This is a genomic window from Lysinibacillus agricola, from assembly GCF_016638705.1.
GTDB classification, from domain to species: Bacteria; Bacillota; Bacilli; order Bacillales_A; family Planococcaceae; genus Lysinibacillus; species Lysinibacillus agricola.
This window is the reverse complement of sequence record NZ_CP067341.1, coordinates 2,615,016-2,630,859: the sequence shown is the minus strand read 5'-3', so window position 1 is coordinate 2,630,859 and position 15,844 is coordinate 2,615,016. Positions and strand designations below refer to the sequence as shown.

Genomic DNA, 15,844 nt, shown 5'->3' with positions numbered 1-15,844 from the left:
CATCCACCATCATATCATTCCACCAAACTACTGTCATGAAAAGTCTTATTAATTAAGAAAATCTAAAGAATTACACATAAAAAAAACCACTCGTTTTTTGCAACGAAGTGGTCTAAATGATTATCAAAGTGAAATACGAACCATTTGAGCTTTCATTATCTTGCTTGATCATCATAGTAGGCTTCATTAGCAGCCTCTTCATTGGTACCCTTTAAATAAGCTAAAATCATATCAGGTCGTTTCAGTAACATCCAGTCTCCATAATGATCAAATCGTCTGCACGAAGTAATCATTCCATTTTTTATCGTTCCGTATTTTTTACTGTTCTCTTGCCCCATTGTTTTAAACGCTTCGCAAAATCAGCATCTTCTGCCATCAGCATATTCTCGTTAAAACCTTTTATCGCCTGAAAGTCCTTTTTATAGCACCAAAAGATCCCTACCGAGATAAAACCATACTTGAACAGTAAGGGAACAATTAGCAGCATGGTAGAAACTATTATACCTAAGGACATTCTTTCAAAATTACCGTTCACGCCTCCTCCAATGACATGATTGGAAGCTAAATGCTTTTCAATCTCAGCTAGCATATGTTCTGTCATTCGAGTATCAGCATCAATTGTAATCAAAATCTCGCCTTTTGCTAACGCAGCTCCAGCATTTCTAATTTTGGATAAATTTTTATCGCTATTTTCCAATGTCACACAATTGTAGGACTGTGCAATTTCTTTCGTTTTATCCGCACAACGATTTAGCACAACTATCACTTCTACTTGATCTTTATAAGGTTGTGCAGACTTTGCAATTGACTCTAAACACCCACCAATATAATTTTCTTCGTTATGAGCAGGTATGATAATAGAAAATTTCACATCTTCACCAGGAACATCTTTTATAAATGGTGTGCTTTCCGACATATAAAATCTCCTCTCAATAATTAGCTCTCGTTATTCTAATTTAAGTATACGTTCAAATGTTTCACTCAATTTTTTATTTTTGGATTTTTATGTCTATTTTGCAACAAAATGAATTAACTCACACATTATCTATATGTTAACCTCTAAATTTCTGGACAAAAAAAGAGAGCTGATTAATGTGGTACCCAAGTCAAGGACAAACTAAAAAAAGAGATTAAGCAGCTAAGAGATGGTTTCTGTATTGTACAGGAGCCATCCTTTTTAGATTCCATTGATAACGATAATTATTGTAATAGACCATGTAGTGATTGATTTTGGCTTTTAGTTCCTCAAGTGTCTTCAAGGAGCTAAAGTCTACTTCGTCTTTAAAATGACCGAAAAACGATTCCTGTGGCGCATTGTCCCAACAGTTTCCTCGGCGTGACATCGATTGACCTAAGCCATGTTTTTTTAAGAGCGTTTGATAGCGTGGGCTTGTATAGTGAACCCCTTGATCTGAATGGATAAAGGCCTCTGAATGAAGCTGAACGCGCTTATTACTGATCAATTTTTTAATCGTTTCCGTAGCGATTTCGAGCGTGATTCGATCTGAGACATGGTACGCTAAAATTTCGTTCGTCGAGGCATCTTTTATCGTCGACAAATAAGCCATACACTTTCCGTTATATGGCACATAGCTGATGTCCGTTAATAATACTTTCCCAGGGATACCTTGCTTAAATTCACGATTTAATTTATTTGGCACAACACGATGTTCCTTCGTTGCTTTCGCCATTTGTTTATATGGATTCGGTTTACGATGCGGGCAGACAATCCCGAACTTGCGCATAATACGCTGGATTTTTTTACGGCTCATCACACATTGAAAATCCTGCTCGAGTGTCATTTTAATCGAACGAGAGCCTTTCTTATAACCACGACGATCAAAGGCTTTTAAAATCAAATCGCGTGCCTTTAAATCCTTCTGTTCTCTCAAGGCTCGCGCATCACTCGCCTGTAAATAGCTATAATAGCCTGAACGAGAAACCTTTAAGAGGTTACAAAAATACGTCACCATCCGTTCAAATGGAAACTGAGTGAGCGTATCTGAAATGAGTTGAAAGACCTTATTTGTGCTTAGTTTTTGGCTGTCGTTTAGCAGCCCCCTTTCTGTCGCTTCGAGCTTTTTTAGTAAATCTACTTGCCCCTCCAATAGTTGAATGCGTGCAGCTTGTCTTTCAATGACTTCTGCGGCTGTTAATTCGCGTTTAATTGGTCTACCTGATCCAGATTTTCGTGTATCCGTTAAGCCAATTAAGCCGTTCTTTTCATACGCTTTACGCCAACGAAAGGCTGATTGTTCAATACGTTTGATCCCAATTATCTCTTCATCAAAGCCATATTCCTTAAAAATTTGTCTCGGTGTTTTCCCTGCGAAGTATTCATCAATGAATTGACTCTTAAATGTATCTGTATAGGTAATCGTACGTTCGCTAACCTGTTGTACGTTTGGATTTTTTTGAAGTTGTAGTATCTGTTTTGGTGAAAATATAATTTTACTCATAGTAGCCCCTAGTTCCGTCCTTTAATCTTGAAAGTCTAGTATATAAAAAATACCCGCAGTTAGCACACTCTTTTTCAAGTGTCCTAACTACAGGTACCATATTAGATTTTGTGATTATCAACTCTTTTGTTTTATTTTATTTAGGATTTTTATTCATTAGAACTTCTTTTATCCCGCATTAACGGGTAGTAATTTATCTATACCGAAAGCGAAGCGTCAGGTACAAGGTGTTACTTTAAAATAAAGTTTAATCAAAAATACCACTCAATCCTACATTTTACAATAAATTAAAAGAAGCCATTTTGAAAAAAGATTGATCAAAATGGCTTCTTTTCTAGTATATTTAAGATTGGATTTTATAAAAAAGATTGATCATTTTCTAACTGTGTTACTCAATAATAGCGCCCGATTGTTGTATAAGGTGTCCTCATATATATGATGCTTTACAACATTAAGCACAAAAGACTTCCCAAATACGATTTTGGTAAAGGGGTGGGATTATAATAGCGTGGGAATGAAAATTGCCAAATGACGCTTTGGAAAGGTTTTTACTTCATAAAGGATTTTTGATGCGCCCAAACAGAATCAGAAGGACATCAATGCAAGCATTTAAGAGTGAATTGATGTCCTTTCTTAAAAGCTAATAGATTCCTCTACTAAAGGCTGGCTGCCAAATTCCTTGTGCATTTTTCTCCATACCTAGCTCTGTTTGTGTTCCTTCAATAGAAATAAATTTTACAACCCCGATTGTATCTGTTTGTTGCTCAAACTCTGCATTCTCTAACCCAGCAAAGAGGTTTGCAATAATAAGGCGATTTATTTCCTCTGTAAACAACTCCTGACGTACGATTTTCGTTTTCTCATAATATCTTCGAACACTTTCTGTTTCTTCGTTAATATTTGTTGTAAACAATGCTTCATATGTTTCATAATCTTTTTCAATATCGCTCAATAAAAACATTTTAGTAATCGCTTGTGGTGTCATATTTTTTAACTTTTCAACATTATAATCCGTTTTAAAGGCATCAAAAACTTGCTGCTCCTGTTCAGTCAATTCAAATGTTAGCTCAAAATTTTGGAATCCTACGACCTTACCTACTAATTGCCCTTCATTAATTTTCATAATCGTGTGGCCTTCGTCATTTTCATAAACAACAAATTCTTTTTCTTTCGTAGAAATCGATTTGTCAATGAATGGCTCTGGCTTTGTTCCCCAATTATGAAATAAGTAAGAATTATTAAATGGGTCATTGATATCCTCATTTTTTATTTGCTCATTTAATCCATGAACTTTTAATGCGGTATTATCTACTAAAATTTGCCCTTGATTCATTGTTACATTATCATTACCTAATCCTAATACAGTTGAAACTACAAGCCCATCAGTTCCATAAAAGGCAATATAATCTCCATACGTAATCGTGGCTTCCTTATCGATAATCATTGGCAAAAAATGCAGCATCCATTGTTCCCCAAGTAGATGGGCATATTTCGGTTCAATTACATCTAAAGAGGAAACATCATCGACAATCGGTAGTAGCTCATTTTGCTGACTAGCTGTTTGTAGGTTATTCTTTTGAGAAAATTCAACGAATAGCATTAACCCAATAATGAAACAAGCTGCAATAGATACTGAGACGACCTGCCAGTTACACTTTCTTTTTATTGGTTTAGGTTGCAATATGCGTTGCTTTATGTCGTTTGTAAATGGGGCATCTTGTCGCAATTCTTCTTTTAGCTTGGCTTTAAATTCCTTCATAAAATATTGCCTCCAGTTCCTGATTTGTTTTCAACAATTCTCTCGCTCGACGAATCCTTGTACGAACGGTGTTTTGTGATACATTTAATAAACTTGCAATTTCAGAAACATCAAATTCTTCATAATAAAACAGTATAATGACTTCCCTATAATGAAGTGGTAATGCGAAGACAATTTGCTTTAAAGTTGAATAATCTTCAGTTGATATATACGTTTGCTCCACTGATGGTTCAGTTCTGCCTAGTGGTAAAAGTTTTGAAATAAATGATTTTCTCTTTTGTTTTCGTAGTTCATCATGACAACAATTAATAGCGATACGAGTTAAATAGGTTTTCAATGAAGCATCATTTCTAAAATCGTCTTTATGTAATAGATACTTCATTAGTACGTCCTGTGTAACTTCCTCTGCAAGCTGAAAATCCTTCATATACAAATAATTAAGATGATATAAATATTCACCATATTGTTCTACGATTTGTTCCAACGACAACTCACCTCGTTTCAATCCTACTACTTAGACGCTCGTTTCCTAAAAAATTGTTCAATCTCCTGAAAATATTTTTAGAATAGCCTTTTTATATTTACATTTTAAGTGCTTACTTAAAAGATTGCTGTTTTAGCAGTATTTGATGCTACTTATAGTCATTTAGATGATGCAACAGCTGCCTATGTATTATTCCAACTTCAGAATGTTAACTTAGGGGATAATTGGTTATAGAAGGGATTACTTAATTAAGTGTTACAGTGTAAACTTAATTTAAAGTAAACCTAAATAACATTTCCAAATAAAAATTTGGGAATACACCAAAAAGGCATGAAGGTTGTTTAATCAACGTTCGTGCCTTTTTTTGAGGACTATTATTTATATAGCACAAACAGTTGATGCAACAGCATTTATACTTGCTGGGGTTGTTCTTTAATTTGCATAAAAACATGTATAGTATATTTCTTATCGTTGTAAATCTGCATCTTTTCTGACGCTACCTATAAATAATGTTCCTCAATTAAATGGCCCTATAACAAAAAGACACCCAATTTCTACATGAGTGTCTTAATTGAAATTAAAGTTTAATTTATTTAATTTCAAAAGTATTTACTGTAAAAATCCTGTCTTAGCTTTCCGCTTAGCTGAGCGTATATCTTTGTAGTCTCACTCTTTTCATGACCTAGTAAACTTTGAATGACATCAATTGGAGCACCGTTATTAATCATATGCGTTGCATAGCTGTGTCGTAATTGATGCGGATGTATACTCTTTTTTATACCAGCTCGATTTGATATGCGCTTGATAATATATCTTAAATTATCAATGCTCATCCGCCTTTTCGGCCTTCTATCCGTAATAAACAAACAAGGTTCCTTATCCTCTCGTTCATCTAAATACCTTTTTAACCAAATTGAACAGCGGGTATTAAAGTACACTTCCCTTTCTTTATCACCTTTCCCATGTACAATAACTGAATTCGTTTGAAAATCGATATCTTCGCGATTTAATTTTACAACTTCACCAATACGGCAGCCGGTTGAATACATAAACTCAAATAGTGCCTTCTCCATCGTTGTTTGACAAGCTTCCCTTAAATGCTCTATCTCTAATTCTGAGAGAAACTTAGGAATCCTTTTACCTAATTTCGGCTCTTTTAATTTAGCTGCAGGATTTTTTGGAATATAACCCTCTTCATGTGACCATCTAAATAGTGATTTAACACACCGAATTCTATGTCCTAAACTAGAAGGCTTTAAGTGGTCTCCTGATCGTATTAAATATTCTTTTAATTTATCTGTATTAAATTCGTTCATATCAATATCACCAAAAAATCGCAATAATAGATTATATTGAAAACAATATGTTTTTAATGTAAGTGATGAATATCCCTCGATTTTTTTATCCTGTTGATACTTTTTCCATGCTTCGGATAATAACATGTGTCTTTCACTCTCCCACTTAAATCTATTAATTCTAAATTCTATTATGTTCAATGAAAGACTTTTTCATACGAGGATATTCAACAACCTAAAAATATTGATAGTTTCGAACTCTAATTAATCTAAAAAGGCACTTTCCTTGTTTCCAGAAAAGCGCCCGATTGTGGAAGATAATAAGCACATGTCTTCTTTAACTAACTTATCATTAGTTGAAGAAGATTCATTCTATCCCCTTAAATCTCCAATAGTTTTTTGGGGGAAATAATTATTTAATCCATATAATTAAATGTATGATTGGACTTTGTGATAATTCAATATCATGCGCCTTTCCTGTCTCGAGCTTTTCTCGATATGAGTAATATGAGGAAGTTTATTACTAATAGGAGTAGTACCACGTGTATTTTGGGTCAATTCCAATTAAGTAATTCACCTAAAGTTCTATTTTATATTTTTTTCAGCTGCGTAATCACCATAAAAGTAAGTGTCCCTTAAATCATCATATTTAGGAGTAGCAATTATGGTATATTTACCATTTTCATCGACTTCAAACAAAGCTACATTATTATATTCCGATCCCGCATTTGAATCATCTACTAATATATCTATGTTGTATATACCTTTTGTTAATACTCCACTCTTTTGAAAGTCCTCAATTAGATCCTTTGCCTTTGGAATAGGATGTTTATTTTTATTTATATCAAATTCAAATAGAAAATTCACCACACCTACATACCTGCTATTATAATTTTCACGTCGGGGGTCACTTGGTATTAATGTAGGTAAAAGATCAATAGTATCAATCTTTTGAGTCTTTTTAAAATTATCAAGTAGCTCTTGAGAATCATTTATATTAAACTCCATGTTATCGTAAGGAAATATACGAATAGGACCATTTTCTTCTGGGACAGTTTTATTAGGATATTTTACTAACCCATAATTTTTTATGATCTGTCTCATTACTTGAACTACTTCTGGATGTTGCTCAATATATGCACCCTTGAATTGTTCGAAATAGATATCACTACTTTTCTCTTTTAAAATTTTCAAAGTATCTCTTTCAATCATTAGGGACGGATAAGCACGATACGGCTTTTTCATTTCTATATAAGTTTGATGGTCAATACCTTCAAACCAATTATTAGTTGTCTTAATAATAGAAAACTCATCTTGTATTCCATAGTTTGTTTTTAAATATTCTTGTATTGGTTGATTCAGATCATCTTTAGAGAAACATCCACTAAGAATTAGGATTGATGTACTTGCTAAGATGACTTGAATCAATCTTTTAATACTCTTCATTTCCCAAACTCCATTTCCTAAATTTTAATAATATTATAACATTTTCCATTCAACTAAACTGCCACGTTGGCATAAGTACACTTCTTCACAATCTTACGAAACAATTAATAAAGTCACTCCATAATCTGGCCCGTTTGTTGAACACAAGTTAAACAACACTCTTCAACTAACCGCCCCGTTAATTCAATAAGAAAAAAATAGCCGCATATGCAACTCAATGATCTTCAAGTAAAGAACCCGTTAGCCATCCAAGTAGCGCAAAAATCAGCACTTCACCACAGAAAATGAAAGATTATTACGTTCTTTCATGGGAGTTGAAGAAACGTATCTACTTAAATTCATTTGCAAATGCACCATTTTCGTTATGCAATAAATATCTTTTATCATTAACTACATTATGGTAATCAATTTCTAAAAAATATGTTGCTTTACTTAGAACGTCATAAAAGAAAGGAACAAACTCCAAATCTTTAAAAACATAAACTTCTATTTGTTCATCATTATTTCTATATGCTTCAAATATACGATGGTTTCCATTGATACAATAAGGTTTGTTGTTGGTTAAATATCGACTCTGAAGTACCATTACAGGATTTTTATGATTGGGTTTTATTCGGTTTGGGTCTTTATTTATGTTACCTTGGTCAACAGCTTCGATTATATTCGATGGAGAAGTCTTTATGGGTTTAATGTTTTTTTCTTTTATAAATGTAGTAGCCCCGTCTATGTCTAAGGTATACTCAAATACCCCAGTCGTGAACTCTGCATATAACGAGAATGTCTCCTGACCAATTGGATGTATCACTGGGTAAGTTTCATCTACAAGAGTTTGGTTTAAAATATCAGTCCATTTTGAGGCAACTTCAACCCCATAGCTGGATTCTTTCCGCATTACTTGAATGCGTGAAATAAAGTGTTTAAAAGGTTTGAATTCCTGAGACTCTTTTTCGTATAATTCTATTTTACTTCCCATTTAATATCCCCTTTGCTACTTTTATATCAAAAAATCAAATTCACTTTTTTTTAGATTTCTATTAATAACCACCGTTTATACACCCCATTATTTTTAAGACATTTTATTTACTTCTATGTAAAGCAATTATTGTCCTTCTTCAATTAAACTGCGCCGTTAGTTTAAGTACATTTCTTCACAATCTTTATAGTTACATTAACATAAATATCCAACAAAAAATCATCTAACCTCTAAGAAATCTACAGAGGAGAGATGATTTTAATCAAACTTTATTACAAATTATCGATCTTTATTATAAATAATCAATCTTTATTACAAAGCTACACAAGGCCCCCCCTCAAAATTCAGCGAATTGAGAGATTAACTGCCCGTAAAAGCCCGATTGGTGAAGACCCCAAAGGATTAACGTTTCACTTTATTTAATCTGCTTGAGATGAAAATCGCACTTGAGAAAATAAAGATACCTGTACATAGCCACATCGTAATTCCCTTCCATTGACCATTTAATAATCTGATGTTCGTGAGGATGATAAATTGCATGAAACAAGTAGCTATATAAAGAGCGAAGGGATAGTTCATTTGAGACTCCCACCCCTAAAGGGACAAGCTGACTAATGTCAGTGGGATTCCTGAGTAACTAAGCGTTCGCAGTCCATTTCTGTTTTGAACAGCTCTCAAGATTGGGGTATCCCATTACCCCTCCCTATCCAGTGCATATAGCAGATAGGGCTACACTACTGTTACCATAGCGTATAGTTGGTTTCGTTCGATGTGTTTTAGCGTCTTTTTCATGACGACACATATTGTTTTACCGATAGCATGAATTAGGCTATCGAACCTTTATACAATATCCAATTTTCAATGAACGAGCGTATTTTATAGACTTTACTTGTCTATACATGAAGTATAACACCCTTTCAGACAATTAAGGTACCTCTTGTCTGACCTCACTTTCATCCCATGTCTAAAGACGTGCTACACCCTGCATGGGCTTTCTCGTTTGGCAAATCTGTAACCACCTCCATTTCGAAGTATTCCATTTATTGTATGATTCAACTACTATTTTAAAAATCCTTTATATACAGAACAAAAGTACTGCAATGATTTTTTGCAGTACTCTTAAATCTATTGATTTAGCTTCCAAATGCAAAAATAAGTTCTGCCTCACAAGCTATTTTTCCATCAACCGTTGCTATTCCACGTCCCTTACCAATGGCACCCTTTAAGCGTGTAATTTCCACTTCAAGTCGCAGTTGATCACCAGGTTTAACTTGTTTTTTAAAGCGACAATTATCAATACCTGCTAGTAATCCAAGTCTCCCTTGATTTCCTTCTTTTGTGAGCATAATAATCGCACTTACTTGTGCTAATGCTTCCACAATTAGCACACCCGGCATTACTGGATAATTAGGAAAATGCCCATTAAAAAATTCTTCGTTTATTGTTACATTTTTAATGGCTACCGCTCTCTTGCCTTCCTCTAACTCCAATACTCTATCCACTAAAAGAAATGGGTAACGATGTCTAATGACTTCTTGTATTTGTTGAATATCTAGCATTAAAAAACCTCCAAATAATTTATTACCTAATTCTATCATTAAATATTAGTAGTTGGTACTATTTTTAGACGTTTTTGATTGCATAATAAAAGTCACACCTCCTTAGATGTGACTTGATATTCTTTAAGAAAGCTCTTTCATAAATGAATTAATCCTTAAAATAAAAGTATTTGTCCAACAACAAGTAATATAAAAATCGCTACACCTAAATAGAGTAAGCTTCATTATTTTGCACTGTTCCACTCTCGAAGTCCTATAATGATGAAGGTAAGCACTACAAAAATAATAAACAACTTATGATCATAATGAAAACATATCAAATAATTTGTGCGACGAAAGTTAAATCCCATCTCATTGTTTTCAATTTATCAACTCAACCATTTCTCTATAATTCAATAACAAATAATATTATATGAATATTATTTATTCGTTTGTATTTTCTGACAATAATTATAATCACGACTTTTCCGTATTTCATATCGACAGTTATACAGGAGATAGATTATAATATTTTTTGCATTCATTAGATCAATCTTATTATTGTCTTAACTGAATGTTAGTTTTATTAGAATAGGATGGGTAAACATGTTATCTTTTATTGCAATAGTTCTTCTCTTATTTTTAATTCCTGGTCCTGCAGTTATCATTACCATTACGCAAACACTGAAAGGTGGAAAAAAGAACGGTATTTCCACTGCATTAGGCATTGGACTAGGTGATTTAGTTCATACGTTAGCAGCTGTATTAGGGTTATCAGCAATTTTAATGAACTCTGCCACTGCCTTTGAAGTGGTGAAATTTATAGGTGTTGCATACCTTGTTTATTTAGGTATTCAAATGCTATTAACAAAACCACAAAAAATAGAAAAACCAACTGTTGAGCAAAGCCCTGCAAGTACTTCATTCCGACAAGGGTTTTTAGCGGAAATTTTAAATCCAAAAACGGCATTGTTTTTCTTAGCATTTTTACCACAATTTATTCAGCATAATGGCCAATCAGTCACTGTACAATTATTGATTTTGGGCATTACATTTGTTGTGATGAGCGCTTTGTATACTATTTTATTAGCAATTATTACTAGCTTCATCGGCGAGAAAATCTTTACGAAGACAACAAACAATGGTTCACGTTGGATTGAAAAGGCTGTTGGGTTCGTTTATATAGGACTAGGCGTTAAATTAGCACTTCAAACTCAAAGTAGATAAGATTTAGTTTCTTAGGGAGAACACGATTTAAAACGTGCTATCCCTTTTCTATATCAAATGTTATCTTCTATCTTAAGACAATCATATTGTACATGGGTATAACTGTAAACAAGCATTCTACCGTCAAATAGGCTTTTACTCAGCTTTAAAGTAACCACCCATAATAGAACCCCAATTGTTAGTTTTGGAGTACATTCATTAATATTAATATGTGAAGTCTTCTAGCTGAAAATCAACCATAGATCTTTCATCTTACGAATGTGATGTTAATGGAAATAAAGGTCGTTCTATCCCAAATTTTATCATCGGTCGAATAAACAACACATCGTCCTCCGCTTCTATTACTTCAGATTCCACATCATTACAATCAGAGATAAAATGAAAGATAATTCTTTTTATATCCGATGATGTAATATAGCTTAAAACCTCTTCTACATCAATTTTTCTTCGACTAATAACATCAAAAAGATGTAATTCCTCATCCTCTTTTTCGAATAATACAATAATGCCTTCTTCTTCGACAAAATAAATTGAATTAGGAAATGCAATAAGAAAATAGAACATAAGTAAACTTTCATTATCTTTCACACTTAAGATCGACGACGCTGGAATTCTCTCCTTCGCATACAATTTCAATAAAGATAAATCGTTGCTATTTTCAATATCTAATTTTCGGATTGCTGTATTTGATTTTTTCTTTAAATTATCAGCATTTAAAAAATACCTACTTTCTTGTACTCTCGAAAACCCAAACTTCGGATAAAAATCAAGGACTGTTTCATTCGCAAATAAATAGATAAATTCACATTGCTCCTCATATTTGTCAATGATGTCATCCATTAATTTTCTTGCTAAACCTTTATGACGATAATCTGGATGTGTCATTACTGAACCAATTTGTATGGCTTTATATTCCTTACCGTTTACAACTACAGTCATTTTACTTATTGATGCGTTGGCAATAACTTTATCTCCATCCAAATATGAATAACAGATATATTGATCGTTCCAGCATCCTTTTTCATACCATTGGTTAAAATCTAAATCAAAAACTAACTTTGCTAAGTCATTGAAACTTTCTCTATATTTTTGATTGTCCTTGTAATCATATACTAATTGATAATTTGTCATAATTACGCCCCTTTTCTTGATTTGGTTACTTCGAAGTAAATAATTAAAACATTACCATCGTCCTCACCTCCTAAAAAACATAAAAAAGACTATAAGAAGAAATTCTTCTCATAGTCAAATTTAAATTCAATATAAAATCATTACGCCTCAGAGTAATTGTTGTTGCTGTCGCTTCGCTTTCGCACAGATAAAGATTGTTGCTGTCGCTTCGCTTTCGCACAGAAAAAAATTGCCGTTGGCGCCTTGGCTTCCGCACAAAAACTTTGCGACCAGGTTTTGCCTTGACACCGGCTAGAGGCATATAGGAAATATTGAATATGTGATTTGAATAGATATGATGTCTTCTAATCGCTAATGAGCAAATGGGCGAACTAAAAAGAACTAAGGAATAAACCTTAATTTTTGCCTATTGCACTATAAAATTCTGTTGAATTCCATTAGCCATTAATAAGTTTCATCATAAACAATCAAAACCTCATTTCAACATGTATTTATCCCAACTATACATTTTTATGGATACTTTTGTAAAGACTAAATAAAAGTTATTGCTTATAGCCCTATATGTGCGGTTTTTATGTACAAGCTTATAGACCTATAGCAAATCAAAAGTCTATAAGCTTGATGTTGTCTTATTCTATTTACTGTTTTGGTGTATTTGCGGTAAGTGGATTACTGTTTGCTACTAATTGTACTGGTGTCGTAGCTTGCTGAGTAGACTGTGTCATTTGTTGTGCATTGTTGAAATTTAATTTCCCTAAGCCTTTCAGCGCACCAAAAATAGCAGCCCCTATAATTCCCCATGTTAAAAATCTCACTAATGAAAGCCTCCTTTCTCATATTAAATATTTTAAAACAACTTTAGTATTGGAAATCAGATACGGTTTATACTGTATAAGCTATAAGAGCTTTTAAATCTTGTTTAATTTACTAATTATTGGCCCATCACAAAAGTTGGAGATGACATTTTTAAAAATTAGCAATGGATATAGGTTGATTGGAATGGAGAGGTGGAGGCTTGGCGACTCCTTAGAGATCAGTGGTACATCGAAAATTATTGTCTAACAATAGTATTTCATAAAATCAGAAGGCTGTTTTCTAAAAAATTGTTGCTAAAAACATAAAGACAGATTAAATCTACAAAATATGTAGAGAATGAACTCTGTCTTTTTGTTTTGATATTTCGCAAACCGAATTTTTAACTAAAGCACTCAGTTAGTTTAAATATGATTTCTCATAAATTCTTGGATATTCTTAATAAGTAGTGGATTACAGATAATTGGTTGAAACCGTGACTTCCTAAAGCATTTAAAATCTTGTGTCTCCAATAAAATGCGGTAGATATATGAATTTTTAAAGAGTCTGAAATCTTTGGTAATGTAACACCGTTTATCATCATTTTAATGTATTTAATCCAATTTTCCGGATAACGCGAATCTGTAAAAGGCATATTAGTCATATCATTAAATGTTTTTCCACAATCCTTACATAAATATCTTTGTCTAGAACGATATTTACCATTGCGTTTTACGGCAGTATTTCCGCAATGAAGACAACCTAAACTAGACGAAAAGCGAGACTCCTTGATCTTAGGAAGTAATTTTTCCATTTTATTTCTTCTTTTGGATATAGATCTTGTTTCATTGCCTTAAATAAGGCTAGTTGATCTGCTCTTCCTAATTCTTCGACTGCTTCATACACATATCTCCACATTATTGAACACCTCCTAAAAATGCATTATATTCAACCATATTCAGTATTTTCAAGAGAGCAACAATCTATTACGAAAACAGCCAATCAAAAAGAGCATCCCCTTTGGACGCCCTCTTAAAAATCATTCAATAATAATTATTTAAAAAATTAATAATAACGTTATTTATTTTTTCTAAGTAATCATCCGAAGGGAAATGCCCCATGTTAAATGATTGAAAAATAGTCAAATTCGGTATGACTTGTTCAGCTCTTCTTTTAATCTTCTTTTTCGGAAAGAAAATGTCCTTCTCTCCAGCGATAATTAATGTAGGTGAAAAGTAATTTTCTAATTCTTTTCTAACTGTTAATTTTGGCATCTCTTGCTCTAATTTTACGTAACGAAAAATATCTCCAATAATCTGCCGGTCCATCTCCTTCATACAATCAGCAGACATTCTATCGGTAATTTTTTCAAGATACTTTGCTGACGAAGTATTTTTAAACAAGAGCAAAGGGATTAAGATATGTTGAATCATCTCCATTTTGGAGCCAAGTTTTAATCCAGCAGGAGAAACAAGCACAGCACAATCTATCCTATCTGGCATATAAGTAGCTAACCTTAAAACGATACCCGCTCCGTACGATGGCCCTAAAAAAGCACATTTTTTAATGTTAAAATAATCCATCAATTCAGCTATCCATTGCGCAAAGCTATCATCCTTAGCTGAAATTCTCTTTTGCTCACTATATCCTGGATGACCAATCGTATCAGGCGCATAAATTCTATATTTTTGTATTAAGGGCTTTAACCAGGAGAGTGTCATCGGATTAACGCAATTCCCACCTTGAAAAATAAACAATGGCTTTCCTTCTTTTGGACCAGCCATAAGCACATGTGTTTTTCCAAAGGATGTATCCACAAAAGCCCTTTCAACTTCAAAATCAAATGAATTTAAATACTGTTCATAGTGCGTTAAAATTTTCAATCTACCGTTATCACTGTTATAAATTGTATGCTTCATAAAACCCCTCCTGTATCAATTTTACAGGAATTAGCTACAATTAAAATCGCTTTATTTAAAATATATATTCTTCACCGTCTTCCGGCACGAACACATGAGCAGTGATTCCTTTTTCATTTATAAAGCTTCTTAAATCCTCTCTTGATAATGTCCAATGATTGACAGCTTCCATATGACTTACGATAATTTTTGCGTTTGGAGCAGCTTTATATACTTCATAAATATCATCTTTTCCCATTATGAGAGAGCCTCCCTCTAAAAATTGATTGTCTCCCCCATTAACAATTATAATTTCTGGTTGATTTTTTTCTAAAACTTCTTGTACTCCGTCATACCATACAGTATCACCAGCGATATATAATCTTTTTTCATTTGGGTGGTTAAAGACAACGCCACACACTTGACCAGTAAATTTTAAAATTTCTCCCCTGCCATGTTCACCTTCTGTTTTAATTAATTGAATACCTTCAAAAACTGTATCTTCTTGTAAAACTTCCACATTGGAAAAGCCAGCATTTTTAACCTCTTTAGCATCTTCTTCATTTTGTACAAACATTTTAAGATCTTTTGGTAGTACTTCTTTAGCGACTTCATCAAAATGATCTAAATGCAAATGAGTAACGATTACAGCATCGACATTAATGAGATTGTCAATTGATGTTGGTAATGGAACTAATGGGTTATTTTGATCCTGTCTTAAAGAATTTGGATAAGGTGTATAAGCACCTTTATTTGCTAAAAATGGGTCAACTAAAAACTTTTTCCCTGCATATTCGAGTACTAAAGTGGCATTGCGAATTTGTTGAATGTTCATATTAATA

General features: G+C 33.2%; 12 protein-coding genes and 2 pseudogenes. 1 reads left to right on the top strand and 13 read right to left on the bottom strand.

Going from position 1 to position 15,844, the window contains the following annotated elements:
• Positions 1 to 155: 155 nt before the first annotated feature.
• The 8 genes and pseudogenes from FJQ98_RS12670 to fabZ form a co-directional block, all read right to left on the bottom strand.
• Positions 156 to 916: pseudogene (locus FJQ98_RS12670) on the bottom strand (glycosyltransferase).
• Between the two features lie 214 nt (positions 917 to 1,130).
• Positions 1,131 to 2,459 carry an IS3 family transposase gene (locus tag FJQ98_RS12665; protein WP_053592830.1) on the bottom strand — a complete coding sequence of 443 codons (1,329 nt, stop codon included), beginning with the start codon at positions 2,457 to 2,459 and terminating at the stop codon, positions 1,131 to 1,133.
• 640 nt (positions 2,460 to 3,099) lie between these two features.
• Entirely contained in the window at positions 3,100 to 4,218 is a 1,119-nt protein-coding gene (locus FJQ98_RS12660) for a hypothetical protein (protein ID WP_053592722.1), read from the bottom strand.
• On the bottom strand, positions 4,205 to 4,702 hold the full coding sequence (locus tag FJQ98_RS12655) for an RNA polymerase sigma factor (protein ID WP_053592723.1): 498 nt from the start codon (positions 4,700 to 4,702) through the stop codon (positions 4,205 to 4,207). Before FJQ98_RS12655 ends, FJQ98_RS12660 begins: the two co-directional genes overlap by 14 nt.
• Positions 4,703 to 5,301: 599 nt before the next feature.
• The gene (gene xerA, locus FJQ98_RS12650; protein WP_053592724.1) at positions 5,302 to 6,144 is read right to left on the bottom strand and encodes a site-specific tyrosine recombinase/integron integrase; all 843 of its coding nucleotides are present in this window, start codon (positions 6,142 to 6,144) and stop codon (positions 5,302 to 5,304) included.
• Between the two features lie 438 nt (positions 6,145 to 6,582).
• Entirely contained in the window at positions 6,583 to 7,443 is an 861-nt protein-coding gene (locus FJQ98_RS12645) for a hypothetical protein (RefSeq protein ID WP_053592725.1), read from the bottom strand.
• Positions 7,444 to 7,771: 328 nt separating this feature from the next.
• Positions 7,772 to 8,416: a hypothetical protein gene (locus FJQ98_RS12640; protein WP_053592726.1), complete on the bottom strand. Its 645-nt coding sequence runs from the start codon at positions 8,414 to 8,416 to the stop codon at positions 7,772 to 7,774.
• A 1,133-nt stretch (positions 8,417 to 9,549) separates the two neighbouring features.
• Complete coding sequence (gene fabZ / locus FJQ98_RS12635) at positions 9,550 to 9,975, bottom strand: 3-hydroxyacyl-ACP dehydratase FabZ (RefSeq protein ID WP_053592727.1); 426 nt, start codon at positions 9,973 to 9,975, stop codon at positions 9,550 to 9,552.
• Positions 9,976 to 10,560: 585 nt separating this feature from the next.
• On the opposite strand from fabZ, the gene FJQ98_RS12630 reads away from it, so the two are divergent.
• The gene (locus FJQ98_RS12630; protein WP_053592728.1) at positions 10,561 to 11,181 is read left to right on the top strand and encodes a LysE family translocator; all 621 of its coding nucleotides are present in this window, start codon (positions 10,561 to 10,563) and stop codon (positions 11,179 to 11,181) included.
• A gap of 252 nt (positions 11,182 to 11,433) precedes the next feature.
• Here the strand turns inward: FJQ98_RS12630 and FJQ98_RS12625 are convergent, their stop codons facing one another.
• The 5 genes and pseudogenes from FJQ98_RS12625 to FJQ98_RS12605 form a co-directional block, all read right to left on the bottom strand.
• Positions 11,434 to 12,312, bottom strand: a complete 879-nt coding sequence (locus tag FJQ98_RS12625; RefSeq protein WP_053592729.1) for a GNAT family N-acetyltransferase — start codon at positions 12,310 to 12,312, stop codon at positions 11,434 to 11,436.
• Positions 12,313 to 12,950: 638 nt separating this feature from the next.
• Positions 12,951 to 13,127, bottom strand: coding sequence for a hypothetical protein (locus FJQ98_RS12620; RefSeq protein ID WP_198926828.1), 177 nt, complete (start codon positions 13,125 to 13,127; stop codon positions 12,951 to 12,953).
• A 449-nt stretch (positions 13,128 to 13,576) separates the two neighbouring features.
• Positions 13,577 to 14,022: pseudogene (locus FJQ98_RS12615) on the bottom strand (transposase); the annotation flags it as partial.
• A 125-nt stretch (positions 14,023 to 14,147) separates the two neighbouring features.
• Positions 14,148 to 15,023, bottom strand: coding sequence for an alpha/beta fold hydrolase (locus tag FJQ98_RS12610; RefSeq protein WP_053592730.1), 876 nt, complete (start codon positions 15,021 to 15,023; stop codon positions 14,148 to 14,150).
• A gap of 55 nt (positions 15,024 to 15,078) precedes the next feature.
• Positions 15,079 to 15,837, bottom strand: a complete 759-nt coding sequence (locus tag FJQ98_RS12605) for an MBL fold metallo-hydrolase (RefSeq protein ID WP_053592731.1) — start codon at positions 15,835 to 15,837, stop codon at positions 15,079 to 15,081.
• Positions 15,838 to 15,844: the final 7 nt, after the last annotated feature.